We start from the raw sequence: 25,058 nt of genomic DNA, 5'->3' as shown, positions 1-25,058 counted from the left end.
TGCTCTATATATGTTTCATTTTAACAACTCACATTTCCGTTTCGCTCAACCCACAATTCATCTCTTCTCCATCCTGCAAAAGGCAGATGTACTCATATTCTTATCACTGCCTAGGAGACATCCGCTCTTTCATCATCTGTCTGCTTTAATGTTACAGGAAGTCTCCCCGCAAAAGGAATGTATCCCATCAGCGCCTGAGCGACGCTATCCATGGCAAGTGGCCGGCTCTCGTAAGCCGCTACATACACTTGGGCATCCGGAATTGCGAGCAGATCATAGGGACTTCGCAGTGTCACAACTGCCAATGGCTTGCCCAGTTGCTGCAACCAGCCGATTAGTCGGCACTGTGGATCACCCGAAGGGCTTCCCGCATTGTAGGTGCCTACCACAATCTGTCGAACGCCATCCTCTTCCGCAGCTTGAAGCAGACGTGCGGAACGAATGGCAACTTCCTCGGGCGTAACCACCCGATCAACAACATCCAGACCATACTTGGATAAAGCTGAGCCCAAGGTGAACGTCTGACTCAGCTGTTCATCTGCAATCGTCGTCACGGACGTGGCAACCGTTATCACCAGTGTGCGTTCCGGCTTCAAAGGCAGCATATTCAGCTGATCGCGTACCAGAGTGATACTGTTCTCGCTAATTCGGCGGGCAACCTCTTGGTGTAATGAACTGTTGCGCTCAGACCCGCTGGAATGTGAAAGATCCTTTGATGAATTCAGGGAGGGTGCATTTGAGAATACACTATTCACTTCATCATCACCTGCACCGCCCGTTCCACTCTCCAACAAACCACGTTTCGCCTTGTACATCAGCAAGCGGGTTACCGACTCGTCAATACGCCTTTCGCTAATCCGCCCGCTCGCCACAGCTGCTAGCAACGCTTCAAATGCCTCTGCCTGAAGTTTAGCCGTATGGCTAATTAACACCAGATCCGCTCCGGCCTCTACCGCCATCACAGCTGCATCGACCGTGCCATAGTTCACAGCAATGGCATCCATCTCCATGCAATCTGTCACGATCATGCCCTCATAACCCAGTTCCTGGCGAAGCAGACCGCTTAATACGCTGTGCGATAGCGTTACGGGCAGACGCTCTGGCTCCAGTGCAGGGAAATAAATATGCGCCGACATCATGGCATCGACACCTTCGGCGATGGCGGCTCGGAAGGGAATCAACTCCAGGCGCTCTACCCGATCACGATTATGAGTGATGATCGGCAGGTCCAGATGAGAATCGGTGTCCGTATCCCCATGCCCCGGGAAGTGCTTGGCTGTCGCTGCAATCCCGGCGTCCTGTATCCCCGCAATGCTTCTGGCCCCATATTCTGCAACGGATTGTGGGGATTCGCCGAATGATCGTACACCGATGACCGGATTCGCCGCGTTATTGTTCACATCCAATACCGGAGCAAAGTTCATATTAATGCCCATGGATTTCAGCTCCAACCCACTGATATATGCCGCCTGATACGCATCGTCAATGGAACCGGCAGCGGCAATAGCCATTGGTCCAGGCATCAAGGCGATTCCTTCGGTAATTCGTGCAACCATGCCGCCCTCCTGATCAATGGATATCCAGAGCGGCACATTACCGCTGCTTTTAGCAATCTGTTGTAACCCTGACGATAACCGCTCTACCTGCTCTGGCGACTCAACGTTGCGTGCAAAATAGATCACGCCACCGATTGGATACTTTCGAAGAAAGGGTTCCACATCGCCAGCAGCTTCAGTGCCATGAAAGCCACAAAGCAGCATTTGCCCAACTTTCTCACGCAAAGTCATCTGTTTCAGCCTCAACTGGTATAACTCTTTTTGCCCACTCATTTCATGCCTCCCTCCGCTAACAAACATCCGTTCATTCATATAACAAAAACGGCTTTCGCCGCTCCTTCCATTCTGCTGCCTGTACCTTCCACGCATCCATTAAACGAATGAATTCCGCACGGTCATGAATGGTTTCCCTGACTGCCTTCCCCCCTGTCAACAGGTCGATAAAGTACCTCGAACCCGGCTCTGGTGGCTCCAGCCAGCAGAATTGCTCCGGATAGAGTGAAACCAGTTCATGCAATAGCACTAGCCCCGGCTCTACCGCCCGGAATTTCCTGCTGTCCGTTACAAAAATCCTTACGCCATCACACAGCTCACCTGCATGTTTGGAGAATGTTGGGGACATGTACACTGGATGCACATGCACACCTTCCAGCTTGTATTCCCGAAATCGTTCCGCCAATCGCTCACCCTCAATCCAGGGGGCTCCAATCCACTCGAACGGGCGGGTCGTACCTCTTCCCTCCGATACATTAGTGCCTTCGAACAGGCACGTACCCGCATATACCCGCACACTGTCCAGCGTGGGCATATTCGGAGAGGGTAACATCCAGGGAAGACCACAATCCGCAAACTCCATGGAACGCTGCCAACCTTCCATCGCAACTACGTCCAATTCGCAAGGTACATCCATCTCGCTGTTGACCATCAGGGCGAGTTCACCTACCGTCAATCCGGTACGTACAGGGACACGCCAAGCGCCAACGAGTGATTCATACCCCGCGTTCAGTACACCGCCTTCCACAACGTTTCCACCCAGTGGATTGGGACGGTCCAGAATCAGCATACGTTTGCCTGCTCCAGCGCAGACCTCCATCATATGGAACAAGGTTGAGACATACGTGTAATAACGGATGCCCACATCCTGAATGTCAAACAGGACCGTATCGACTCCAGCCAGCATTGCAGGCGTAGGCTTCTTGTGATCTCCATACAGGCTGAACACCGGAATGTCCAGACGCGGATGACGCATGTCTCCGAATCTGACACCCGCCTGAAGTTCTCCATCCAGTCCGTGCTCACAGGCGTAGAGCGCTGTAAGCTCGGCATTAGCCAGTCCTGTGCACACATCTATGGTCGATACAAAATCCGCTGTAATTCCAGTCGGATTCGTAATTAGACCGATTCGAGCACCTGTTAACCATGGATGCGATAACCCTCTCGCCAGAAGGTCAACTCCCGTTTTTACAGCCGGAATCTGCTCGCTTCCATTCAACCGACCCATTACACATTCCCCTGGCTGATCCACCCTGTATGCTGGTGATCATTACCGCCTGTTACGACAGGTTCCTCTTCAGGCTCCAGCACATTGCGAGCCACCTTATGCTGATAGATGGCAAACATCCCCGCGAACAGCGCTCCAAAGCCAACAACCGTCAGCATCAGCAGAGCCGTCAGACATAGCGCCTGAAAACAAGCGCCCATCGTATACCCCGGGTGACGGAAGAACAGCTTTACACTTTCCCCCATCGCCTGAAGGATGCCCATGTTTTTTTGTAAAACAAGCTGCCAAGTATAGAACTGTGACATCAGCGCCATGAGAACAAAGAACGTCTGGAATACACCCACTGCTGTACCTGTAATCCCGCCCTGTCCGCCGTAATACCACCAGGTTGACCAGAGAATGAAGCCAAGCACGGCGAAAAGCACACCTACTGCCCCTCCCGGGATGAATCCCTGCATCGTTCCGTTCCAGATATCCTTAAGCCCATTGCGGCGTTCCTTGCGTTCCAGCCTATGATGTACGGCATAACTGACACCGAACAGGATGGGCATATATATCAAGGCCAGAAGCAGCACCGCGATTGGCAGTGGAGCAAACATCAGAATGGGAACCAATACAATGGAGCTAACGACACTGTACAAGGCTACCGGAATAATATCCCGATAGATTTCTGCACCTGACTTGATCAACACTTCACTCAGCTTACGCATCTTCACCCTCCCCTTTCTAACCGTTCCTTCTTCGCCAGGCCTCGTCTTTTATTCCCGTCCAATCGCAAGCTCCGTCTCTGGATCGAAAAAGTGCGCCTTACGCAAGTCCAGCACAAAATTTTTGTCCATTCCTACATACGCATGTGTTTCGGGGTGAACTTTAGCCGTAACGGTACGGGCACCGGAACGGAAATACACCAGATTCTCGGAGCCCAGATGTTCTACAACCTGAACTCGCGCCTGCAGCATATGGTCTGTCGGGATATTCGGAGCGACATCGTCACCAAAAATATGCTCTGGGCGCAGTCCCATAATCACCGGCTTGCCCTGATGGCTCTGCAAACGAGCAAGCACATCGGCTGGCAAGGTGAATGAGGCTCCCTCGATGACAACCTGTGTGCCTTCAATCCGTGCATCAATAAAGTTCATCGCCGGGGAACCAATAAATCCGGCAACAAACATATTTCGCGGACTCGCATACAGTTCTTTCGGTGAAGCTACCTGCTGAATATCCCCATGATTCATGACCACGATGCGCTCCCCGAGTGTCATGGCCTCCACCTGATCATGCGTCACGTACACAATCGTGGCACCGAGACGTTTATGCAGCTCACCCAATTCCACCCGCATCTGTACCCGCAACTTGGCATCCAGATTGGACAGTGGTTCGTCGAATAAAAACACCTGCGGATCACGGACGATCGCCCGTCCTACCGCAACACGCTGGCGCTGACCACCAGACAGCTCGCGTGGTTTGCGCTCCAGCATCGCTTCCAGTCCCAGAATGGAGGCCGCATTCTGTACCTGTTCATCAATATAGGACTTTGGCTTTTTCAGATTTTTCAGGCCAAAGGAAAGATTTTCACGGATGGTCATATGCGGATAGAGTGCATAATCCTGAAACACCATCGCGATATCCCGATCCTTCGGATGCAGATCGTTAACAAGCCGGTCACCGATGACAATATCACCGCTTGTTTGCTTTTCAAGTCCGGCAATCATCCGCAGTGACGTTGTCTTGCCACAGCCCGAAGGACCCACAAACACTACGAATTCCTTATCTTCTATAACAAAGTCCGAGCCGGCCACAGCCGTGAACGTTCCTTTATGATCGTCTTTGAATTCTTTGCGCACTTGGCGAAACTCCACGCGTGCCATAGGTAGATCCCCCTTTACGTTGTCGCTTGTCCTGAACTAACAGTTCAACTTAACCTTTTACCGCACCGATCGTAATGCCCTGCAGGAAGTAACGTTGCAGTGAGAAAAACAGAATGATCATCGGCAGTGCACCTATTGTTGCCCCCGCCATCATTGCGCCGAAATCAGTTGATTCGGCAAATACAAACGAGGCTAGCCCCACCTGAATGGTACGCATCTCGTTGGAATTGGTAATGAGGAACGGCCAGAAGAATTCGTTCCACGAAGCGACAAACGTGAATATCGCCAGCACCGCGATTCCCGGCTTTGCCATCGGCAGAATGACTTTCCAGAAGATGCCGAACTCGCTGCATGCATCGATACGTGCCGCATGAATCAGCGATGTGGGCAGTGTCGACATGAACTGTTTCATTAAGAAAATATTGCCCACACTGACGGCACCAGGCAGAATAATGGCCGTATACGTATCTCCCAGGTCAAACACGTTGACCATCAGAATGTACAAGGGAATCAGCGTCACCTGTGCCGGAATCATCATCGTCCCCAGCAAGGTCCAGAATACCGCCTGACTCCCCGGAAACTTTAGTTTGGCAAACGCATACCCCGCCAGGGAGGCGAAAAATACATTGGTTACGGTCAGAATGATCGAGATGAGCAGCGAATTGTATAACCAGCGCCAGGCATCAGTTTTGGCAAAAAAGCGCTCATATGGTGATAACGACAACTGCTCCGGAATCATCTGTGGTTTAAACGAAGCCGACATCGCACTATCCTGCACCGAACCGACGAGCATCCAGTACATCGGAATGACCGTCACCAGCGCCCAGACCACCAGCAGGATGGATGCAACTACGAGCAGGATCTTTTTCTGTGTTGATTTCATGGATTTCATTCACCCCCGGATGCTTAATGCGACATGCCTACCTCTAATACGTGTTCAAAAAGAGCGGTTTTCAGTTGAACTACCTCTAATACTCAATATCGCTGGAGAAATATTTGAACTGTATGACGGAGATGACTATGATGATAATCGCCAGTACGAACGACTGAGCCGAAGCCAATCCGAACTCATAGAACTTGAATGCCGTCTCATAGATCAGATAAGCGATTGTAGTTGTCGCAAAGTTTGGCCCACCCTGTGTCATCAGATATACCGAGATAAACACCTGGAAAGACGTGATCACACCTGTAACGAGCAGATACAGCGTCGTTGGTTTGAGTAGCGGCCATGTAATCTTGCTGAACTGGGTCCAGCCGCTGGCATGATCAATATCCGCCGCTTCGTACAGCGATTTCGGAATACCGCCCATGGCTGCCAGGTACAGAATAATGCCCGCCCCATGCGATCCGAGCCAGTTCATTAGAATGAGGGAAAAGAGTGCCGTTCCCGACTGGCCGAGCCAGATCACTGGGTCAAGGCCGAACAGGCCGAGGAAGCGGTTCAGCAGTCCCGAATCGGTTGGATCAAAGATTGCCAGCCATACAATGGAGATGGTCACCCCGGAGGCTACCGCAGGCAGATACATGGTAGCTTTGAAAAATGTCTGCCATTTGCTTTTCATTTGATAGATGAAATAGGACAGTACAAATGTAATGAGAATATTGACCGGGACTGTGCCTACGGTGAAGATCACCGTATTTTTAATCGACTTCCAGAACGTCTCATCCTTCACCAGTCGCTCGTAGTTGTCCAATCCAACCCACGTCGAATTCATAATGTTGTATTTCTGGAAGCTCATCACGAGAGCTGTTAGTACGGGATACAGTGTGAAAATGAGAAACAGCAGGACAGGCGCCAAAATAAACATATACGCCCACCCGTAGTCCCGCCAAAACCGGGCAACCCGGGAAGTCCGGGGCACGGACGGCTTTGGCGCAAGGGCGGTCTGCATGGCGAATCCTCCTCTCCTAATCAGTGTGGGTTTACGTTATGTTTGATTGTCGAGTTATTGTCCAAACATCTGCTCGCCCTTGCTCTTGAAATCTTCTGCGATCTGTTCCGGTGATTTTTCACCCGAGAACAGCGCCTGAATATTAGGCTTCACAACCTGTTCCTTGAATTGTTTTTGCTGAGATGCTTTGTCGATATCCAGTTCAAGCACTACCGGCATCGCGATATTCTCTGCCATGACTTTCGCAGCGGCCAGATTATCCGCTTGACCAAGCTCTTTTCCTTTAAACAGTTCCACTTGGGATTGTCTTACGAATGGGAGCGCCAGTTCATTGGCCGAGTTCCCTGCTTTGGCACCACTAAGCGCGTCCATCACCAGGAACGTATTTTTGGCATGCTGTTCGCCCTTGTCCTTTTTCTGTTTAAAGGCTACATACCCTTCGCCACCCATTGTTGTGGCCGCAGGTTGATCATCATTATGCGGTACAGGTAACAGGACAAAATCAATCTTCTCTCCCTGCACCTTGCCATCATCAATATCCTTGTTGCGGTTCTGAATCATCACATCATAATAAGGAATCGCTTTGGAAATAATCGCAGTTTCCCCCGCGTAGAACATATCCGTCCGTTTTGCTGGAGCAAGAGCCGCCGTTTCCTTCGGCATATACCCTTGATCCATCAGGTTTTTGATAAAAGAGAGAGTATCCAGAATGCGACCATCATTCCATTGGAACGTGCCGTCTTTATCAAGAACATCAATCATCCCGTTGTTCCGGGACAGCATTTCAATGAAGTCAAGCGAGGTTCCGTCGGTAACCAGTGCATATTGCTTGGCCCCGCCATCCAGCGTTTTGGTCAGCTTGGCAGCAGCATCGTTGAATTCGGACCAGGTCCAGCCATTTTGTTGAATGGACTTCCAATCAATGCCCGCTTCCTCCAGAATTCGTTTGTTACCACCCCAAGCCCATTGGAATTGATACAAGGGCAGTCCATACTGTTTCCCCTGAATCTGGCCTAAATCCAGCGTACCCGGCAGGTAGTCGTCCTTGATCACAGATGTCAGGTAACTGTCCAGCTCAAGTGCCAATCCCGTATTCACATATGTGCCGTCTACACTATGAAAGTAAAGATCCGGCGGATTGCCCGCGTTCAGAGCGACATCGAATTTTTTGGGCCCTTCCGCCCAGGAGAGCATTTCAGTCTTCACGGTAATGTTCGGGTGTTCCTTATTGAAATCAACGATTAGATCCTTCAGTTCATCTTCATATGTTCCATGTACTGGATACGTCCATACGGTCACCGTATCTTCTGCATTGGGATCATCTGAAGCAGCGCCCCCGCTATTCCCGCAGGCAGTAACCATGACCATCATCAACAACATTGCCCACACTAGACCCTTCTTTTTCATGCCTTCATCTCCTTTGCATGTCGTCTTCCGATTCTTTCATTTGCCTAACCGTGCTACCCCTTTGTGATCATTCGGCCTTCAAACGCCATCCACCTATACACGCGGCAGTAAGGAAAAGCACCTCCCCTGTAGATTGGGCCTGCCAGTCGCAGGCTAAATCTCTTAAATGCAATATTAACGTCAACTTAATTGACATTAACAGTATTAATTCCTTCCAAAATTGTAGATTGAATTCATTATATGAGTTGTAAAATAAAAATTCAACATTATTTTTTATTATAAAATTTAATTTTACTTTTTCTTTTCATGCAACTATACTATGTAAAAAGAAAACCCAAGCAAGCGAGGTGAACCACTTTGCGAGTGTATGTAGGCGTAGATGGAGGCGGTACCAATACTGATGCAGCAATCATTTCTGAATCTGGTGAAATTCTCGCCCGACTCAGCGGCGGTCCCACGAATCCTCACACCGTATCAACTGAACAGGCCATTTCCGAACTGCAACGAGTGCTGGAACAGCTATTTAATCTAATAAGTGATTTATCGACAAAATGTGAGGGTATATGCCTTGGTATGTCAGGTGTAGATACGATCCAAGAACGGCAACTTATAGCCAAAGCAGTAAATAACTATATGAAGAGTCGTAATCAACAGGCATCAGAAGGTTGTCCCGTCTGGGTTGTATCCGAAGGAGAGATTGCTCTGATGGCCTCTCTCGGACATACGCACGGTGTATTATGCATCTCTGGAACAGGGTCCATCGTGTACGGATTTACGCTGGAAGGAGAGCGATACCGTGCAGGAGGCTGGGGTCATCTGCTCGGAGATGAGGGGAGCGGCTATCGTATTGGGCAGCGTGCACTCCAAGTGGTTATGCAGAGTTATGACGGTGTTCTTCCTCCAACCTGTTTAACCCCGCTTCTTCTAAAGAATCTGAGCCTTCGGGATATATCGGAGCTAAAGACGCGAGTGTATCAGACGGATTGGGGCAAAACCGAGACCGCATCCATCGCCCGCCTAGCTATAGAAGCTGCTGAAATCGGGGATGAGGCCGCCCGCGCACTGATCATCGACGAAGCCTCACAATTGGCGGATACCGCCAAGGCGCTGGTTGCCCGTCATCCCGAATTTGCATCCACTCCGGTTGTCCTGTCCGGATCACTGTTTCGATACGCTCCACTTTTCCGAAATACATTTATCCAGAAGTTATCTGAATATTATGGAGAGTTGGACTTTGTATATCGTGAAGATGCCCCCGCTCCAGCGGTTGGTGCAGCACAACTGGCAAGAAAACGCCGTTCCCTGAATGAATCATTTTAAAAGAGAGAAGGAGGCCATACGGATGAATCACATGCTGAATTCACTACTAACAGAACAACCCAATCCACTAACGGATCATATAGATGAATTGCCTTCGGCAGAAATTATGGAGCTCATTAATAAGGAAGATCAACGGATTGCGGAGCTCATTCAGCCCCTGATTCCGGTCATTGCTCAAGCTGCGGATCGGATCTTGGAGGCGTTTCAGTCTGGCGGCAGGCTTTTTTATGTAGGCGCAGGTACCAGTGGACGATTAGGGATACTTGACGCTTCGGAATGCCCGCCTACCTACGGAACCCCGCCATCCATGGTGCAGGGTATTATTGCAGGGGGATTCCGGGCAGTGAAGGACCCGGTTGAAGGTGCTGAAGATAATGAGGAGTTGGGAGCTGCCGACCTTGATGAACATGGCTTAGACAAAAACGATGTCGTGGTTGGCATTGCAGCCAGTGGACGAACGCCGTATGTGCTGGGTGCGATGAGACATGCCAAGGAGATCGGGGCTACGGTGATCAGCCTGAGTAATAATGCAGGCACGCCGATGACCCTGTTGGCTGATGTGAGCATTGAGGCTGTTGTCGGCCCAGAGGTTGTCATGGGTTCAACACGTATGAAGGCAGGCAGCGCCCAGAAAATGATTCTGAACATGCTCACCACTACCGCCATGATTCGTCTGGGCAAGGTTTACCGTAATTTCATGGTTGATCTGAACCCTTCGAACGAAAAGCTTGTCCATCGGGCCAAACGCATGATCCATCTGGCAACCGGAGCAAATGAAGCGGATATTGAAGAGGCTTTTACCGGTGCAGACGGTCATGTAAAAACGGCAATCGTCATGCTGATGGCAGGTGTGGACGCAACGGAAGCCCAGCACAGGCTTGATCTGGCTGACGGATTTGTCCGTAGCGCCATTGCGGGGCCTTCCTGAGCCGTACAAGGGGTATTATTAGAGGTTGAAAGAGAGGAGCCCGACATTAGTCTGGGCTCTTTTTTTTATTTTTTTTATTCTAACAGCGGATATCATCCGTCAAAAAATCCCCTCCTGCATAAACAGAAAGGGATTCATATGGTTCTACTTCACTTGTGCTCCAGAATAGCCTGTCGGCTCTTCTCCAAATACTCCACCGACTGGTTGTAATCCCGGCTGGCAATCGCCAGATACAAAATGTCGATCACGTTCAGCTGTGCTATCCGTGACGAAGTTGCTCCGCTCCGAATATCACTTTCGGTGGAAGTAATCATCAGGGGCACATCCGCCATACTACTGAGTGTATTGCTGCCCCACTTGGTAATGCTGATTGTCGCTGCCCCACCATCATGAGCATGCTTGAGACAGGAGATTACGTTCGACGTCTCCCCTGAATACGAGATACATACAACCGCATCATCCTCACGAAGCGTCGTTGCGGACGAAATCTGCATATGCGGATCGGCGAACGAAAAGCTTGTGCGATTGATTCGCATGAACTTGTAATGTGCATCCAGCGCAATCAGGTTGGAAGCCCCTACTCCATAGAAAAAGATCCGGTTTGCCTGATGAAGCACGTCCACAGCTTTTTCCACCAGACGTGGGTCCAGAATATGAACCGTATCCTTCACCGACTGAATATTGTTTGCGGACACATGCTGAATAATGCTCTCCATGGAGTCCTGGGGACGAATCTCCGTATATTGATATGGCTCACTCGTCTGCAAATCTCCGGCAATCTTCAGCTTCAGCTCCTGAAAACCCGTTACACCCAGTGATTTACAGAGACGGATAATGGCAGCTGGGCTGCCTCCACTCCGTTCAGACAACTGGGCCACCGAGGATTGAACAGTTTCTTGCGGGTGATCGAGAATATAAGCTCCGATCTTCCGTTCGGACGGGGTCAAGTCATCCATTAATGCGCGTAAACGTACAAGTCCACCTTTCATGCCTTCCATTCGCTCCTCCTTTCCGTACTGCATTCATGTACAAGCATTTTATCTTATAATTCCACTCGCGTCTAATCGAATTCCTCGCCCTTCCATAACTGAACTCTAATTAAAGTCATACCTCACTAGAGTGTTAGATTGCCCGAGATTACGGCGTGTTTCGCGCCGGTTACTGCCGGGAGTGTATTAGTTCTTCCCATAAGTGCCTCATGGCCAAGTAAAGCAAATCCAATGGCTTCCCGAGCATCATCGGGTATACCATAATCTGCTGTTCGTTCCAAACGGATATCCTTCGGTAGTCTCTGACGGATCATTTCCATTAACGTGGCATTGGAAGTACCACCACCGCACGCGAGCATGGCCGATATTTGTACCTTGGGCAGGATAAAATCCTTCACTGCACGCACGATGGTTTCCGCGGTCAGACAGGTGGCAGTAGCCAGCGTATCTTCAAGAGATAAGGAACGCGCTGCGGCCATCTCCATCAGTCTCACTGCATAAGCGGCGCCATATACTTCCCGCCCGGTACTTTTCGGCGGTAGTCGTTTGAAATACTCATCCTCCAAACACAGGTCTACCAGACCCTGATCGACCTTCCCCTGTGCGGCAATGCTTCCACTCGGATCATAATGCTGCCGCCCATCCGTTGCCTGCCGCACAATGGCATCCATCACCATATTGCCCGGTCCCGTATCAAAAGCCGAAATACCTTCGGTAGATGACTCGGATGGAAGCACCGTTACATTTCCAATGCCGCCGATATTCTGCACCAACCGCCCTTCCGTCGGACTGCGGAACATCAGAGCATCCGCATAAGGCGTAAGCGGAGCACCCTCCCCACCAGCTGCCATATCCCTTGCTCGCAGGTTGCCAATCACTGGCAGTCCTGTCCGTTCTCGAACGACAGCACATTCACCGATCTGCAAGGTCGATACCACATCAATACTTGCCCCCGTTGGACCTGGAAATGCAGATGCTACAGGAGCATGCCATACCGTCTGTCCATGCATGCTAATCACATCCACCTGCTGCGTTGAGATACCGGCAGACCGCATCAGTTCCGTAACACTATGCGCATACCACTCCGACACACCAAAATGCGCAGCTGTCAGCTCGTCGATACGAGCTGTCCCCGGTGAACATAACCGGATCAGTACGTCTCTCAATCCATTCGAATACGGCACACATACGAAATCAACCAGCTCGATCTGCTGTAATGCCCCACTCATATCGGTTTGAATACGCACCAGCGCCGCATCTGTTCCGTCCAGAGACGTCCCTGACATTAGTCCGATGACCAGATGCTCCTGCTTCAAACGATACTTCTCCCACATCGGATAGCTGCCTGTATCCATCCATTTCCAACCTCCTGCAAGACCCGATGAACACGTCATCCTGCCATAATTTCACCCAGTATATGATATTAAATTTCACAAGTCAAACATTATATGAAATTTAATTACAACATTGAAAATAACAAGAGAGATAAATATTCATCCCATTTGCGATCACACATCATGTTTTATTCCATCAATTGATAATTAGATATCAGAAGAGAAACATTTTTACATTTTTACCGTTTATAATATGTAGGTATATTTTGGTAGTAAGATATAGATCTAATACTAGTCGAGGTGCATAATGAAGAAAACCATTTTACTACTGTTTTTGAGTCTGTTCTTACTCGTTTTGCTCCCTAATCAGGGAAATGCCGCTGCAAGCACGTCGAAAATCTTTATGGATGGAGAGGAATTAGTCCTCCCAAGTGATGTACAGGTGACGATTATCAATAAAAACGTGATGATTCCGATTCGTGTCGTTGCCGAAAATTTGAAATTCAAAGTCGTTTGGAACCAACAAGCACGCACTGTAAAAATTCAGCAAGATCAACAGACGATTTCCCTAACCGTCGATCAAAAGCAAGCCATGGTTGCTGACAAACAAGTCACTTTGAACACAGCACCGCAAATTTTGAACAATACGCTGGTGGTGCCCATTCGATTTGTCAGTGAACAAATGGGGCTTAAGGTAAGATGGAATAATCAAGACAAGATCGTATACTTAACAAACACCAGTAAGGGACCTGCTATCGATCCAGGCAACAGTTCTGGAAAAGGAGATTCAACGTCTAACGCCCAGGTTACCGATATCCAATTTGCCAATAATCAGCTCGTGTTATCCACGGATGGAGCCGTTCAGCCAATAGTAACGACCCTCAAGTACCCTGATCGTTTGGTTGTGGACTTGCCTGGAACCGTCTTTGGTGATATCTCCCAACCGCTGGATCAAGGACTCAATGGCAAGTTGGATGTGAGCGGTTATCCCAATGTGACGGAAGTGAGATATTCACTGTTCAAACGAGAACCAGCACAAGTTCGCATTGTCGTAGAATTGAATAATGTGAAGGATGTCCAGTACAGCCAGAACGTCATTGCCGATAAACTGATTATTGATCTTAATGTTGCGGGAGGCAATGTCACACCTGCTCCAGTCACTCCAGTAGGTGATTCAGGACGCAAGGTTGTGGTCATCGATCCAGGACACGGTGGGAGTGACCCGGGGACTAATAGCATCACGAACAAACCCGAAAAGGAATACAATCTGGCATTGGCTCACAAAGTACAGGCCCTGTTGCTCAATGAACCCAATATCGAATTGGTGATGACTCGTGAAGGTGATACCTATCCGCCCCGCCCTGAGCGTGTTCAGCTCGCCAATCAATTAAATGCGGATGTATTTGTATCTATCCATGGCAATAGCGTAAAGTCCGCCCCCCAAGCCACAGGTACGGAGACATATTATTATCAACGCAGTAATAGCAAGGAATTAGCCACTATCATTCATCAACGTTTGGTGAAAGCCATGGGTCTCAGAGATCGTGGTGTGAAAAATGGCAACTTGGAAGTAATTCGAGACACGACCATGCCTGCAGTGCTTTTGGAAGTGGGATTCTTGAGTAATGTACTCGATGAAGAACTGATGTCGTCCGAAGTTGTTCAGATGAAAGCCGCTCAAGCGATAGCCGATGGAATCAAGGAGTATTTGGGCCTATAAATCATCAAATAAATCAGATAAAGGAAGTGATTCTTTGAATAAGAAGCTAGGTTGTGCACTTATATTATCAAGCTTGATCCTTATCGGAGTTGGATGTGCCCAAAAGCCAGTGAGCCAATCCGGTTCGAATGAACCTGCTGTTCAGGGAGGCCAGACGCAGTCACCAGACCCATCCGAAACGAAAGTGGACCTGGGCACAATGAATACACAAGTCGTCGATGTATATTTGGCAGATTCTCAGGTACTGGCGCTTGAGAAAACAGAGCAGGAAATTGAGTACAAGGATGACTCCGAAAAATATGAAAAAACATTTGCAGCGTTGCAAACGAACACCGATTCGGAGCTTGTTTCCCTCTGGGAGCAGGTGGAATTGCTCTCTATTCAATATGCTGAGGGTACAGTGACTTTGGATGTTCATATTCCCGCTGAAGCCAATCTTGGTACCAGTGGAGAATTGCTCGCATTGGAAGCTTTAACAACAACGATGTTTCAATTTGATGAAGTGAACAGCCTGGATATACTGGTGGATGGTGAAGCCGTTGATAGTTTGATGGGCCATGCCGAACTGGAACACCCCATTCATCGCGAACCCTAACTGATCAGGCAACAATGGAAAAAGAACGTCCCAAGGGACGTTCCAATCTGACGCATCAATTCGATTCATGCACAATGCACACATATAGCTCGTCACCAGCAGACAGTGAATGTATAACTGTTCCCGGTGACGGGCTATTTCTGAGCAAACCTTCTTTTAATCGGTCCGTCTCTGCCCGGTCAGCATGCACAAGGACCGTATGCCTTGCTGGAATCTGATGCAGCATCCGTTCAACATCCTTCCAGCCCTGATGCACTTTATATCGTATTTTCCGCACCTCACACACTCCATACTTGTCAGGAACCCGTAGCAGTTTATCAGCAAATGTGCCATGAGCAACATGCCCGGTGAGCAGAATCAGATTCTCCTCCCTGTCCGATAATTGACTATAATACCAACGGGCAAGCGAGGACTGCATCATGCCGTCCGGAATAAACCATAACGAAGCAGCATGATGTTCCAACAGTTGTTCCCGCTCTTGGGTAGTTGTAGGCAGATCCCATTCTCGTCCAGTCAGAAAACAATCGATTTTGTCTTTCAACGAACTTCCGATGACATGCTCTCCCTTCTCCCTCAACCAATACGGAACATGCATAAGCTGCTTCATACCGTCCACCAGCCCTTGTTCCACTACCATTGGAACAGCCGGGAATTGTTGCTGTGCCCACAGTATGATCTCCTGTCCACGCCCTACGACAGGCATGGGTAAGAGCACCTTTCCGCCTTGAGCAATCGTCTGGCGAATGGTTCGTTCAAGCTGTTCCAGTTTGTCGGCCTGTGTATCCTGATCCGTACCGTAGGCCGCATCAACGATCGCCAGATCTACCAGCCCGACGGAGGATTTTGGCGCAGCGTCTGCTACGTTTGCTCTGCTTGCTCTGACTGCTCCATCTGCACCATTGGATATGGAATTTCTCTGCTTCATGGGTATCTCCATGGATACAAGCGTTCTTGACGACGCCTCTGATGCAACAGATGTCTGATCTTGTGACGTTATAAATTCTCCAGCCTTTTGCCCGCTGTTCATAACGATTAGTTCCTCCATACCCCACCGCTCGCTGCTCGGAGCATCGAACAACGTATCTTCACGAATCATGTTTGTCCGTGAGAACGCCTCCGCTGGGCAATCCTCCTGTAAAAGCATTGATTCGGACGTGTAGTCCCCGGAATAAAAAATCCGCTTCGCTTCCATTTCAAGTCCAAACCACACCGATCCAGCCAGATGTCCACTCCGGCCCCACATCACTTTTACTTCGGGAATCGGTTCGAACCAGGTTTGGGATACGACTTCATCTTCCAGATAACGATAACGAATAGCCTGCTCATCTGCTTCATCGTAAGGGAGTTTCTCTCCGACACGTTCTGCAAATCTTCGCCAGTTGGCAAAATACGTACGCAGCTGTGCCCTCGTCTCTCTCGTTGTCCATACTTCACCCCGGTAGCCCATCTTATACAGCAAAGGGATGGCGACCGAATGATCCTCATGGGCGTGGGACAAAAACACCGCATCCAGTTGCGGGACAATCTCCGGGTCAATTAGCGGATACTGGCCCGTGCCTTCTTTTTTCACACCACAATCCAGCAAAAGGCGAAACCGGCTCCCGCTCAGGAGATAGGCGGAACGTCCATGTTCCCCTGCACCGCCCCATACGTTCAGTTTGATCATGATGCATTCCACTTTCTCTTTGAATTCAGCAGTTCGATTCCAAGCAGCATCAGCACCGTCATACCTACAGTTACAACGGCCATCGCCATTCCGAGTGATACCTGACCTTGTTCAAACTGGGCAAAAATATACGTAGCTGACGTCTGCATGGACGGCGGAAGAATTAACAACGAACCTACTAGCTCCCGGGTAGCAATCGTAAAGGTCATCATCCAGCCGGCCAGCATGCCAGGCAGGATCAGCGGTATCAAGATACGCCGCAGAATATACAGCGGCTTCCCTCCAAATACTTGCCCAGCCTGGAACAACGTTCCGTCAATCTGGGTAAAGCTCGATTTTACATACTGCACGGTGTAAGGCAAGAAGAGCACAACGTACGTGAGCACAACCATGCCGTAGGTGTTATACAACGTGACAGGCATCCAGGGTGAGTTCCAGAAGAGAATCAGACCCACAACCATCACGATACCCGGCACCGTATTAGGCAACAGACTGAACAAGTCAATCACACGCTGCATGAATGAAGATGATCTGCCGATCGCGAGCGCAAAACCCGTACCAATAACAACAGCAACGGTTGAAGCCGCGAGGGATAGACCGAGACTGTTCCCGATGGCCTTCATACTCACCGATCCCCAAGATAACAGCTCTTTGTAATGATCCAAGGTCAGATTATCAAAAGCAATTCCCGATCCTCGTAACTTCATGGTCGAAGCGGCGATGATGGAGAAATACGGGATACCTATCGACAGGATCAACAGGATTGCAAGATATGCCCCACATAACCATCCGGCTCCGCCACGAAGGGAATATCGCTTCGTACGTTGCCCTTTGCCACCAACCAGACGATACGTGAACTTTCGACTCATGGCAGACTGCATATACCACATCACCAGACAGACGGACAACAGCACCGATGCCAGCGAAGTCGCCTTGCCGAAATCAATCGGCCAACTGGAGATGTACTTATGGATTTCGGAGGTCATGACATAATAGCCAATCTTGCGCCCAAAGGTTGCCGGTGTTCCGAATTCCGCAATCGTTTTGACAAAGACCAGCATGATCCCCATGCCGTAAGACGACAACAATAAGGGTAAAATAATACGTCTGAAACGGTACCCTGCACGTGCACCGTGCACGGCTCCCGCTTCTTCCAGATTGCCACCGATGCGGATCAACGCATCTCGAAGCAGCAGGTACAGGAATGGGAACAGGTGCAAGCTCATGATGAGCACCATGCCCCAGAAGCTGAAGAACAGCTCACTCCAGCCTGCAGATGAAGGCACCCATTGTTGCAGGTATCCCCCTTTTTGCATAAACAGAATCCAGCCCATCGATCCGATATACGGCGGGGTCATGAACGGAATCATCAGGATTACATCCACCCAGCGATGCTCGCCCATTCGGGTCTTCGCCATCATCCAGGCCAACGGTAGCGCCAGCAGCGTGGTTACTGCTACAACGCAGATGCCAAGCCAGACGGAATTCAGCAATACACCTGATAGATGATGACCCGTAATCGTGCGAATCGGAGCCATCCAGTCCCATTGTCCGTCCGGATACACACTTTGCCAGAAGATCAGCAAGAGTGGCACGCCAATGCTTATGGTCAGCAGAAAGAGGGCCAGAATCACGCCCACTCTCCGAAAAATTCGGTTGTTGTCCATTACAACAGGTTTCACTACGTTCACCTCACATGACTTTCCACAGACAGCAGGTATTCCTTTTGCCTAATTGTCTCTATCCTATTGTTTCTTACTTAAAAGTCTCGGAAAAACGCGCTGCTGTCTCTTCGCCATGTTCGCTCATCCAGTTCCAATCCACTTTAAGCTGTGGAATATCCTTCACATTGGCACGGTTAGTCGCTTCAATGTCTTCACGGCCCGGAATCAGATAAGCATCTGCAACAAGCTTCTGAGCTTCATCGGACAACAGGTAGTCAATAAACGCTTTGGCATTCTCTACATTCGGACTGGATTTCAGAATCGCTGCCGGTCTTGGGCTGATTACCGTGCCTTCCTCAGGGTACACGATATCCAGTGGTTCACCTTTTGCCTTAGAGGAATACGCCATGTAGTCCACACCTGCCGCTACGATGCTTTTCGCACCTGTAATGACTGGATCAAGGGCTTCCTGATTGGCTCCTGCCATCGCTACTCCATTGGCTTTATAGGCGCTTAACAGATCCCATCCTTTTTCACCATTCGCACTCAGGTATCCCGTGATGAAGTCGAGTGCTGAACCTGACAATGTAGGGTCGGGAATGTTCACTGCATCTTTCCACGCAGGCGTAGCAAGTTCTGCCCAACTTGTTGGTGGTGTAGATACCAGTTTGGTGTTATACACAATACCCAGTGCGGAAGCACTGCTGCTAAAATAGTTGCCCTCTGCATCCGACCAGTCCTTGTTCAGCTTGTCTGCATTAGCTGCTTCCGGGTAAGGCATCGTCAGTCCATCGGCTTTCAAAGCCTGTGCTGAAGGTAAAGAGGCCAGGATTACAACGTCTGCCACCGGATTGGATTTCTCAGCTTCCATACGAGCCAGAATTTTGCCTGTCGTTCCCTGGAACATCTCAACTTCGATCCCTGTTTTGTCTGTAAATCCGCTCACGATGTTATCGGCCAGCTTCTGTGGGCCAGCACTGTACAGTACCAACTTGCCGCCAGCCGGTTTCGTTGTTTCTGCCGCTGCTGCTGTGTTTCCTTCACTTGCGGGTTGCGCCGCATTTCCTGTGGTCGAGTTCCCTGTACTACATCCGAACAAACTGATACTCATAACCGCCGTTAATAACAGCATTGCGCTCTTTTTTCGTGTTTTCATCCCCAACATATTCATCCATCTCCCCTGGTTTCTTATAAAATGTGTAATCCTGCTTCCAACTGTGCTCGTTCAACAATTTAATATGCCACTGCGATTGCTTCGTTCTGTTTCATACTTGGGTGGTCATAACCATCCATGCGGCATATCCGCTCGGGAGCAACATAGAGCTGAACTCTCTCCCCTACGCGTACTCTTTGGTTCATATAGGCTGTCCATACGCCCAGCCCTTCCATCTGCACCCGCACTTCGTAGCGTTCACCTACATAGCTGACGCTGAGTACAGTTCCCGGATAACACAGATCGTCATGATCTGTTTTGTTCCAGGTGACATGCTCTGGACGCACCATCGATTGATTAGGCGTGAGCCAGTTGGACTTTCCGATAAACGAAGCAACATACGGATCACTTGGTGCCGAGTAGATCGTTTCCGGGCTTCCCTTTTGCAATATCCGTCCCTTCTGCATCACCACAATCTCATCCGACATCGACATCGCTTCAATCTGATCATGTGTGACGTACAGCGCAGTCAGCCCCATATCCCGTACCAAAGACATCATCTCAATCCGCATCTCTTCCCGGAGTACAGCATCCAGTGCGCTCAGTGGCTCATCGAACAGGATCACACCAGGTCTGACCGCTACGGCTCTGGCAAAAGCAACCCGTTGCTGCTGTCCACCAGACAGCTGATGAGGATATCGATCTTCCATGCCTTGCAGGCGAACCATGCCAAGTGCTTCGTTCACCTTTTGCCGCAGATCAGATTTCTGTTTTCTGGCCTTCAGGCCAAACGCTACATTTTCGTATACGGTCAAATGCGGCCATAATGCAAAATCCTGAAACACCATGCCCAGATTACGCTTGTGTGTTGGTATATCAATCCGCTTCGCCGCAGAGTAGATACACTGACCATCTGCACGAATCTCCCCCGCGTCCGGCTGTTCCAGCCCGGCCAACATGCGGAGCAGTGTTGTTTTGCCACAGCCCGACGGGCCAAGCAGTGTCGTGAACTTTCCATGTTCAAGCGTTAGATCTGTCGGCAGCAGTGCGGGTGTTTGATTAAATGATTTTTGAATTCCTGTCATCTCTAATTTCATAAGCATCCCTGCCTGTCTTCTGTTACTTGATCTCTTGCACTGTTCTCAGTCTAACGTCCGCTTTCGCGAGTTGTATGTCTTGTATGTAAAATTGGAATTAACTTTTTAGATGAATTCTGTTGATCTTCATAGATTAAATCTATAGTAGGTGAACTAAATTAATTTTCATGTTTTCGCTTCGATTACAGCACCATCTTCCGATCGCTGTTATCCCCAGATTTCTTATACTCCCTTTTTAAAGGGAGAAATCCGGGGATAAAGGCGAACGCTTCGCTTCTTCAGATTGGTTCTGTACTCTCCGTCTTTATGAAAAACATTAGATCATCTTATATATTGGGGTTAGTAGAAGTGAGAGGAGTGCTGGGACATTGAATCTGATCAAATTGCAAATTGTTGAGCTGATCGACAAGCATCATCACATGACAAGCGTGGCCGAGTTACTGGGGATCAAGCAACCCACTGTTACATTTCATATGAAGTCGTTGGAGGAAGAGATGGGTGTGCGATTATTCGAATCGCGCAGTGGAAAGACGTTTCTAACCGAGGCAGGACAAGCCCTGCTCCACTATTCCGTCAAAATCAATGCCTTGACCCAGGAAGCACGACGGGTTGTAAAGGAATATGACAGTCTATATCGGGGCACTCTGCACATTGGGGCAAGCTATGTACCGGCTACATATCTGTTGCCCGCCATACTCAACACCTTTTCGCAGGAATTCCCGGGCATACGTATCGTCCTATCCGTCAAACCATCACCTGTTATTCGCGAGATGCTGATTCGGCATCAGATTGATCTGGGGGTGATCTCTTCCGAGCCATTTGTTGGACCCGCCCTGCAAGCTGAGACGCTGTGTGAAGACGACTTAGTATTGATCTGTTCTCCACAACATGGGTTGGCCCAGAAGGATGCATTAACACCTGATCATATCGCGCAGATTCCTTTTGCCTTACATGGCAATGAATCCAGTACTCGACGGTTAACCAATCAATGGCTTGCGCAACATGACATTCGTTTGAGGAGTACCGTGGAGATGGATTCCCTGGAAGCGATCAAACAGCTCGTGTTAATCGGGGGGCATGTCTCATTCATGTCTCGGATGGCGGTACAGTGGGAGGAACAGCACGGGCTCATTCAAGTTCTTCCCATTCCCGGAGAGCAAGCGCCGCGCCATATCTATACGGTACATAACAAGGACCGCCACCCTTCCGTTCAGGTAAACCGCTTCAAAGAAGTGCTACGAGAGGTGAGTCACGGCTCCCCTATTTTCCATGGCAGATTGCCCTGATCCGCTATAAACTATCGTTTACCATTCATCAAATCTATGCAGAATTAACGCAATGTGCGCTCCCCTTTAATCGCTTCATATATTCGGGCGATAAAGTGAGTCTGTACGTTAATCCAGATTAGGAGAGTGATTGGTTTTGAAAAAGTGGAAAAAGGTAACCGCCTCATTGATGCTTAGCATCGTAACATTGGGAAGTGGAATGACATTTCTGGGAGCACCCCAGGCTTCAGCTGCTGCCAATGCCGTTCCTGCTTATGAAGTAAAGTTTCTGGCCAAGCCGGAACTTGTATTGAATATAGATGGGACACCACGCAGTGAAGTGATTCAGACACTCGGCCTGAGTTCCACGCCAAGAAACATTAACGTAGAGTACTTCGACACCAATGCTCTCGGATTGGATCAACAAGGATGGAACGTTCGTTTTCGCAAAAAGGATGACAAAAATAACTACGAATTGACTTATAAAAAACGCTACCCTGTAATCAATGGCGACATCAACGCAGCGCTTACCCTGGCTAACCAAGAAGGGTTCGACATATCAGATGATAACTACGAGGCTGAAATTGATTGGGGATACGGCAAACAGACACTGAGCTTCTCCAACACCAAAAAAGTCGATACCAAAGCGACAGGTGTTCAACTTCCTTCCCAGCAAGATGCCCTGAACATGTTACTGGACAAGCTTCCGGGCAAATTGAAGAACTGGTCTGCTTCCAACTGGGGTAAACAACAACTGACTCAATCCCGTGCATATGGCCCAATCACATTCCAACGTTATGAAGGTACATGGAATGGTCAAGAGCTTACACTCGAAGTATGGCCAATCCGTGACGCAGCAGGTACAGGTATTGAGAATATCGTAGAGGTTTCTTTCAAAACCGATGATACTGTAGCCGTATCCGGTCTGCGTACTCAACTGCTGCAATTGCTGGAGAACAAAAACTGGCTGATTCCGGCCGATGGCTTGAAGACACAGACTATTTTGGAAAGATACTAATCGCTGGCTCTAATTAAAAAGACAAGTTCCTCTTCCTGCGGATATCGTAGGAGAGGGACTTGTCTTTTTTTGTGTAGAGAACGAATTAAAATCAGTTAATTAAGTAATTCTACGTTTATCAACAGTTAAGATTTTTGCTTATCTATTTCATCTGTTCAACTCGAGTTGACTACTCACATTAAACTCTGGTTTTCTGAAAATCACCTCTTCTTATAGGTGAAAACAAAAAAGCCCTTGCTATAAGCAAAGGCTCTTCTATATGTTACTAGGAAGCGGGTGATGGGAATCGAACCCACGCTATTAGCTTGGAAGGCTAAAGTTCTACCATTGAACTACACCCGCAAATAAAAAAAATCGGGATGACACGATTTGAACATGCGACCCCCTGGTCCCAAACCAGGTGCTCTACCAAGCTGAGCTACATCCCGATACTTATGAGAATAATGGCGCGCCCTGAGAGATTCGAACTCCCGGCCTTTTGATTCGTAGTCAAACGCTCTATCCAGCTGAGCTAAGGGCGCAAAATATTGGAGCGGAAGACGGGAATCGAACCCGCGACCCTCGCCTTGGCAAGGCAATGCTCTACCGCTGAGCCACTTCCGCAAAACATATGGTGCGGTCGAGAGGACTCGAACCTCCACGGGGGGTTAGCCCACACGGACCTGAACCGTGCGCGTCTGCCAATTCCGCCACGACCGCAAAATATAATGGTGAGTCATGAAGGGCTCGAACCTTCGACACCCTGATTAAAAGTCAGGTGCTCTACCAACTGAGCTAATGACTCGTAATGAAATGGCTGGGGATATAGGATTTGAACCTATGCATGACGGAGTCAAAGTCCGTTGCCTTACCGCTTGGCTAATCCCCATTAAAAAATCATGGGGCGATCGAGGGGAATTGAACCCCCGAATGCCGGATCCACAAACCGGTGCGTTAACCACTTCGCCACGACCGCCATAGAGTAAGCCATTCATCCACTAAGAGAATCTTAGTATTACCAATTTAACTTGTAATATACATTCTATCACAAATTCATATGTAAATACTAAAAATGGTGCCGGCGAGAGGACTTGAACCCCCAACCTACTGATTACAAGTCAGTTGCTCTACCAGTTGAGCTACACCGGCACGGTGTATATTTTATTAAAAATGGCGGAACCGACGGGATTCGAACCCGCGATCTCCTGCGTGACAGGCAGGCATGTTAGGCCAACTACACCACGGTTCCATAGTACTTTCTCAAGGAAAGTATAATTGCGGGGGCAGGATTTGAACCTGCGGCCTTCGGGTTATGAGCCCGACGAGCTACCGGGCTGCTCCACCCCGCGTCGTTATAAAGTTATATGGTGGAGGCTGAGGGGATCGAACCCCCGACCCTCTGCTTGTAAGGCAGATGCTCTCCCAGCTGAGCTAAGCCTCCATAATATGACCCGTAGGGGATTCGAACCCCTGTTACCTCCGTGAAAGGGAGGTGTCTTAACCCCTTGACCAACGGGCCTTGCTAAAAAATTATCTGGCGGAGAGAGAGGGATTCGAACCCTCGAGACGCTTGTGACGCCTACACGATTTCCAATCGTGCTCCTTCGGCCAGCTCGGACACCTCTCCATATGGCTCCCCGAACAGGGCTCGAACCTGTGACAACTCGATTAACAGTCGAGTGCTCTACCAACTGAGCTATCAGGGAATGGTGGAGCCAAGCGGGATCGAACCGCTGACCTCCTGCTTGCAAGGCAGGCGCTCTCCCAGCTGAGCTATGGCCCCATACTCTGTGTATTTCTTGTTGTGGTCTTGCTATGGGCCCTGGTGGACTCGAACCACCGGCCTCACCCTTATCAGAGGTGCGCTCTAACCAACTGAGCTAAGGGCCCTAATATATATCCCTTATTCCTTTGCAAGGGGGGCAAAAAAAATACCCCAAAGGGAAATCGCTTGGCGGCGTCCTACTCTCCCAGGACCCTGCGGTCCAAGTACCATCGGCGCTAGAGGGCTTAACGGTCGTGTTCGGGATGGGTACGTGTGGAACCCCTCCGCCATCGCCACCAAACGCATAGCTTAACTTACATTTCAGAGTTGTTGTTCTCTGA

19 protein-coding genes, 17 tRNA genes and 1 rRNA gene are annotated in these 25,058 nt (G+C 49.3%); 6 read left to right on the top strand and 31 right to left on the bottom strand.

What is annotated here, in order from left to right; translation table 11 throughout:
* Positions 1–110: 110 nt before the first annotated feature.
* The 7 genes from nagZ to MHB85_RS01825 form a co-directional block, all read right to left on the bottom strand.
* Positions 111–1,829 carry a beta-N-acetylhexosaminidase gene (gene nagZ, locus MHB85_RS01855; RefSeq protein ID WP_192135644.1) on the bottom strand — a complete coding sequence of 573 codons (1,719 nt, stop codon included), beginning with the start codon at positions 1,827–1,829 and terminating at the stop codon, positions 111–113.
* A gap of 31 nt (positions 1,830–1,860) precedes the next feature.
* Positions 1,861–3,057, bottom strand: a complete 1,197-nt coding sequence (locus MHB85_RS01850) for an exo-beta-N-acetylmuramidase NamZ family protein (RefSeq protein ID WP_192135645.1) — start codon at positions 3,055–3,057, stop codon at positions 1,861–1,863.
* The gene (locus tag MHB85_RS01845) at positions 3,057–3,767 is read right to left on the bottom strand and encodes a hypothetical protein (RefSeq protein WP_341072273.1); all 711 of its coding nucleotides are present in this window, start codon (positions 3,765–3,767) and stop codon (positions 3,057–3,059) included. Before MHB85_RS01845 ends, MHB85_RS01850 begins: the two co-directional genes overlap by 1 nt.
* Positions 3,768–3,815: 48 nt before the next feature.
* Complete coding sequence (locus MHB85_RS01840) at positions 3,816–4,925, bottom strand: ABC transporter ATP-binding protein (RefSeq protein ID WP_192135649.1); 1,110 nt, start codon at positions 4,923–4,925, stop codon at positions 3,816–3,818.
* Between the two features lie 49 nt (positions 4,926–4,974).
* On the bottom strand, positions 4,975–5,808 hold the full coding sequence (locus MHB85_RS01835; RefSeq protein WP_192135651.1) for a carbohydrate ABC transporter permease: 834 nt from the start codon (positions 5,806–5,808) through the stop codon (positions 4,975–4,977).
* An 85-nt stretch (positions 5,809–5,893) separates the two neighbouring features.
* Positions 5,894–6,817, bottom strand: coding sequence for a carbohydrate ABC transporter permease (locus tag MHB85_RS01830; RefSeq protein ID WP_091019952.1), 924 nt, complete (start codon positions 6,815–6,817; stop codon positions 5,894–5,896).
* Between the two features lie 54 nt (positions 6,818–6,871).
* Positions 6,872–8,224 (bottom strand): ABC transporter substrate-binding protein, encoded by a 1,353-nt coding sequence (locus tag MHB85_RS01825; RefSeq protein ID WP_341072271.1) that lies wholly within the window; start codon positions 8,222–8,224, stop codon positions 6,872–6,874.
* A gap of 363 nt (positions 8,225–8,587) precedes the next feature.
* On the opposite strand from MHB85_RS01825, the gene MHB85_RS01820 reads away from it, so the two are divergent.
* Together MHB85_RS01820 and murQ are read left to right on the top strand one after the other, a co-directional pair.
* Positions 8,588–9,544 carry an N-acetylglucosamine kinase gene (locus tag MHB85_RS01820; protein WP_341074188.1) on the top strand — a complete coding sequence of 319 codons (957 nt, stop codon included), beginning with the start codon at positions 8,588–8,590 and terminating at the stop codon, positions 9,542–9,544.
* A gap of 22 nt (positions 9,545–9,566) precedes the next feature.
* Positions 9,567–10,472, top strand: coding sequence for an N-acetylmuramic acid 6-phosphate etherase (gene murQ, locus MHB85_RS01815; RefSeq protein ID WP_047840439.1), 906 nt, complete (start codon positions 9,567–9,569; stop codon positions 10,470–10,472).
* A 149-nt stretch (positions 10,473–10,621) separates the two neighbouring features.
* Here murQ and MHB85_RS01810 read toward each other — a convergent pair whose 3' ends face one another.
* Both MHB85_RS01810 and MHB85_RS01805 read right to left on the bottom strand, forming a co-directional pair.
* Entirely contained in the window at positions 10,622–11,461 is an 840-nt protein-coding gene (locus tag MHB85_RS01810; RefSeq protein WP_036616797.1) for a MurR/RpiR family transcriptional regulator, read from the bottom strand.
* A 125-nt stretch (positions 11,462–11,586) separates the two neighbouring features.
* Positions 11,587–12,816: an anhydro-N-acetylmuramic acid kinase gene (locus MHB85_RS01805; RefSeq protein ID WP_341072270.1), complete on the bottom strand. Its 1,230-nt coding sequence runs from the start codon at positions 12,814–12,816 to the stop codon at positions 11,587–11,589.
* Positions 12,817–13,102: 286 nt separating this feature from the next.
* On the opposite strand from MHB85_RS01805, the gene MHB85_RS01800 reads away from it, so the two are divergent.
* Both MHB85_RS01800 and MHB85_RS01795 read left to right on the top strand, forming a co-directional pair.
* Positions 13,103–14,515 carry an N-acetylmuramoyl-L-alanine amidase family protein gene (locus tag MHB85_RS01800; protein ID WP_341072269.1) on the top strand — a complete coding sequence of 471 codons (1,413 nt, stop codon included), beginning with the start codon at positions 13,103–13,105 and terminating at the stop codon, positions 14,513–14,515.
* Between the two features lie 34 nt (positions 14,516–14,549).
* The gene (locus MHB85_RS01795; RefSeq protein WP_341072267.1) at positions 14,550–15,110 is read left to right on the top strand and encodes a GerMN domain-containing protein; all 561 of its coding nucleotides are present in this window, start codon (positions 14,550–14,552) and stop codon (positions 15,108–15,110) included.
* Between the two features lie 55 nt (positions 15,111–15,165).
* On the opposite strand, the gene MHB85_RS01790 is transcribed toward MHB85_RS01795, so the two are convergent.
* The 4 genes from MHB85_RS01790 to MHB85_RS01775 all read right to left on the bottom strand — a co-directional run bounded on the left by MHB85_RS01790 (position 15,166) and on the right by MHB85_RS01775 (position 20,690).
* Positions 15,166–16,776 (bottom strand): MBL fold metallo-hydrolase, encoded by a 1,611-nt coding sequence (locus tag MHB85_RS01790; protein WP_341072266.1) that lies wholly within the window; start codon positions 16,774–16,776, stop codon positions 15,166–15,168.
* Positions 16,773–18,443, bottom strand: coding sequence for an ABC transporter permease (locus tag MHB85_RS01785; RefSeq protein WP_341072265.1), 1,671 nt, complete (start codon positions 18,441–18,443; stop codon positions 16,773–16,775). Before MHB85_RS01785 ends, MHB85_RS01790 begins: the two co-directional genes overlap by 4 nt.
* Positions 18,444–18,531: 88 nt before the next feature.
* Positions 18,532–19,605 carry an ABC transporter substrate-binding protein gene (locus tag MHB85_RS01780; RefSeq protein WP_210109939.1) on the bottom strand — a complete coding sequence of 358 codons (1,074 nt, stop codon included), beginning with the start codon at positions 19,603–19,605 and terminating at the stop codon, positions 18,532–18,534.
* 68 nt (positions 19,606–19,673) lie between these two features.
* Positions 19,674–20,690 carry an ABC transporter ATP-binding protein gene (locus MHB85_RS01775; RefSeq protein ID WP_341072264.1) on the bottom strand — a complete coding sequence of 339 codons (1,017 nt, stop codon included), beginning with the start codon at positions 20,688–20,690 and terminating at the stop codon, positions 19,674–19,676.
* Positions 20,691–21,058: 368 nt separating this feature from the next.
* Between MHB85_RS01775 and MHB85_RS01770 the strand changes: the two genes are divergently transcribed.
* Both MHB85_RS01770 and MHB85_RS01765 read left to right on the top strand, forming a co-directional pair.
* Complete coding sequence (locus tag MHB85_RS01770; protein ID WP_341072262.1) at positions 21,059–21,976, top strand: LysR family transcriptional regulator; 918 nt, start codon at positions 21,059–21,061, stop codon at positions 21,974–21,976.
* A 136-nt stretch (positions 21,977–22,112) separates the two neighbouring features.
* On the top strand, positions 22,113–22,973 hold the full coding sequence (locus MHB85_RS01765; protein ID WP_105601631.1) for a CYTH domain-containing protein: 861 nt from the start codon (positions 22,113–22,115) through the stop codon (positions 22,971–22,973).
* 271 nt (positions 22,974–23,244) lie between these two features.
* Here MHB85_RS01765 and MHB85_RS01760 read toward each other — a convergent pair.
* From MHB85_RS01760 to rrf, 18 genes are all read right to left on the bottom strand, one after another.
* Positions 23,245–23,315: transfer RNA gene (locus MHB85_RS01760), tRNA-Gly, on the bottom strand.
* 12 nt (positions 23,316–23,327) lie between these two features.
* A tRNA-Pro gene (locus MHB85_RS01755) sits at positions 23,328–23,401 on the bottom strand.
* 16 nt (positions 23,402–23,417) lie between these two features.
* Positions 23,418–23,494, bottom strand: a tRNA-Arg gene (locus tag MHB85_RS01750).
* Between the two features lie 7 nt (positions 23,495–23,501).
* Positions 23,502–23,576 (bottom strand) — tRNA-Gly (locus MHB85_RS01745).
* A gap of 8 nt (positions 23,577–23,584) precedes the next feature.
* Positions 23,585–23,672, bottom strand: a tRNA-Leu gene (locus tag MHB85_RS01740).
* Between the two features lie 9 nt (positions 23,673–23,681).
* A tRNA-Lys gene (locus tag MHB85_RS01735) sits at positions 23,682–23,757 on the bottom strand.
* Between the two features lie 9 nt (positions 23,758–23,766).
* Positions 23,767–23,841, bottom strand: a tRNA-Gln gene (locus MHB85_RS01730).
* An 11-nt stretch (positions 23,842–23,852) separates the two neighbouring features.
* Positions 23,853–23,928, bottom strand: a tRNA-His gene (locus MHB85_RS01725).
* 97 nt (positions 23,929–24,025) lie between these two features.
* A tRNA-Thr gene (locus MHB85_RS01720) sits at positions 24,026–24,101 on the bottom strand.
* Positions 24,102–24,123: 22 nt separating this feature from the next.
* Positions 24,124–24,201 (bottom strand) — tRNA-Asp (locus MHB85_RS01715).
* A gap of 26 nt (positions 24,202–24,227) precedes the next feature.
* Positions 24,228–24,301: transfer RNA gene (locus MHB85_RS01710), tRNA-Met, on the bottom strand.
* 16 nt (positions 24,302–24,317) lie between these two features.
* A tRNA-Val gene (locus MHB85_RS01705) sits at positions 24,318–24,393 on the bottom strand.
* A 6-nt stretch (positions 24,394–24,399) separates the two neighbouring features.
* Positions 24,400–24,471, bottom strand: a tRNA-Glu gene (locus MHB85_RS01700).
* A gap of 16 nt (positions 24,472–24,487) precedes the next feature.
* Positions 24,488–24,579: transfer RNA gene (locus MHB85_RS01695), tRNA-Ser, on the bottom strand.
* Positions 24,580–24,582: 3 nt separating this feature from the next.
* Positions 24,583–24,658: transfer RNA gene (locus MHB85_RS01690), tRNA-Asn, on the bottom strand.
* A gap of 1 nt (position 24,659) precedes the next feature.
* Positions 24,660–24,735, bottom strand: a tRNA-Ala gene (locus tag MHB85_RS01685).
* Positions 24,736–24,768: 33 nt separating this feature from the next.
* Positions 24,769–24,842: transfer RNA gene (locus MHB85_RS01680), tRNA-Ile, on the bottom strand.
* A 59-nt stretch (positions 24,843–24,901) separates the two neighbouring features.
* Positions 24,902–25,018, bottom strand: a 5S ribosomal RNA gene (gene rrf, locus MHB85_RS01675).
* Positions 25,019–25,058 lie beyond the last annotated feature (40 nt).

Origin of the sequence: Paenibacillus sp. FSL K6-4396 (assembly GCF_038002525.1) — a bacterium.
Lineage (GTDB): Bacteria > Bacillota > Bacilli > Paenibacillales > Paenibacillaceae > Paenibacillus > Paenibacillus amylolyticus_B.
This window is presented reverse-complemented; position numbering and strand designations above follow the sequence as displayed.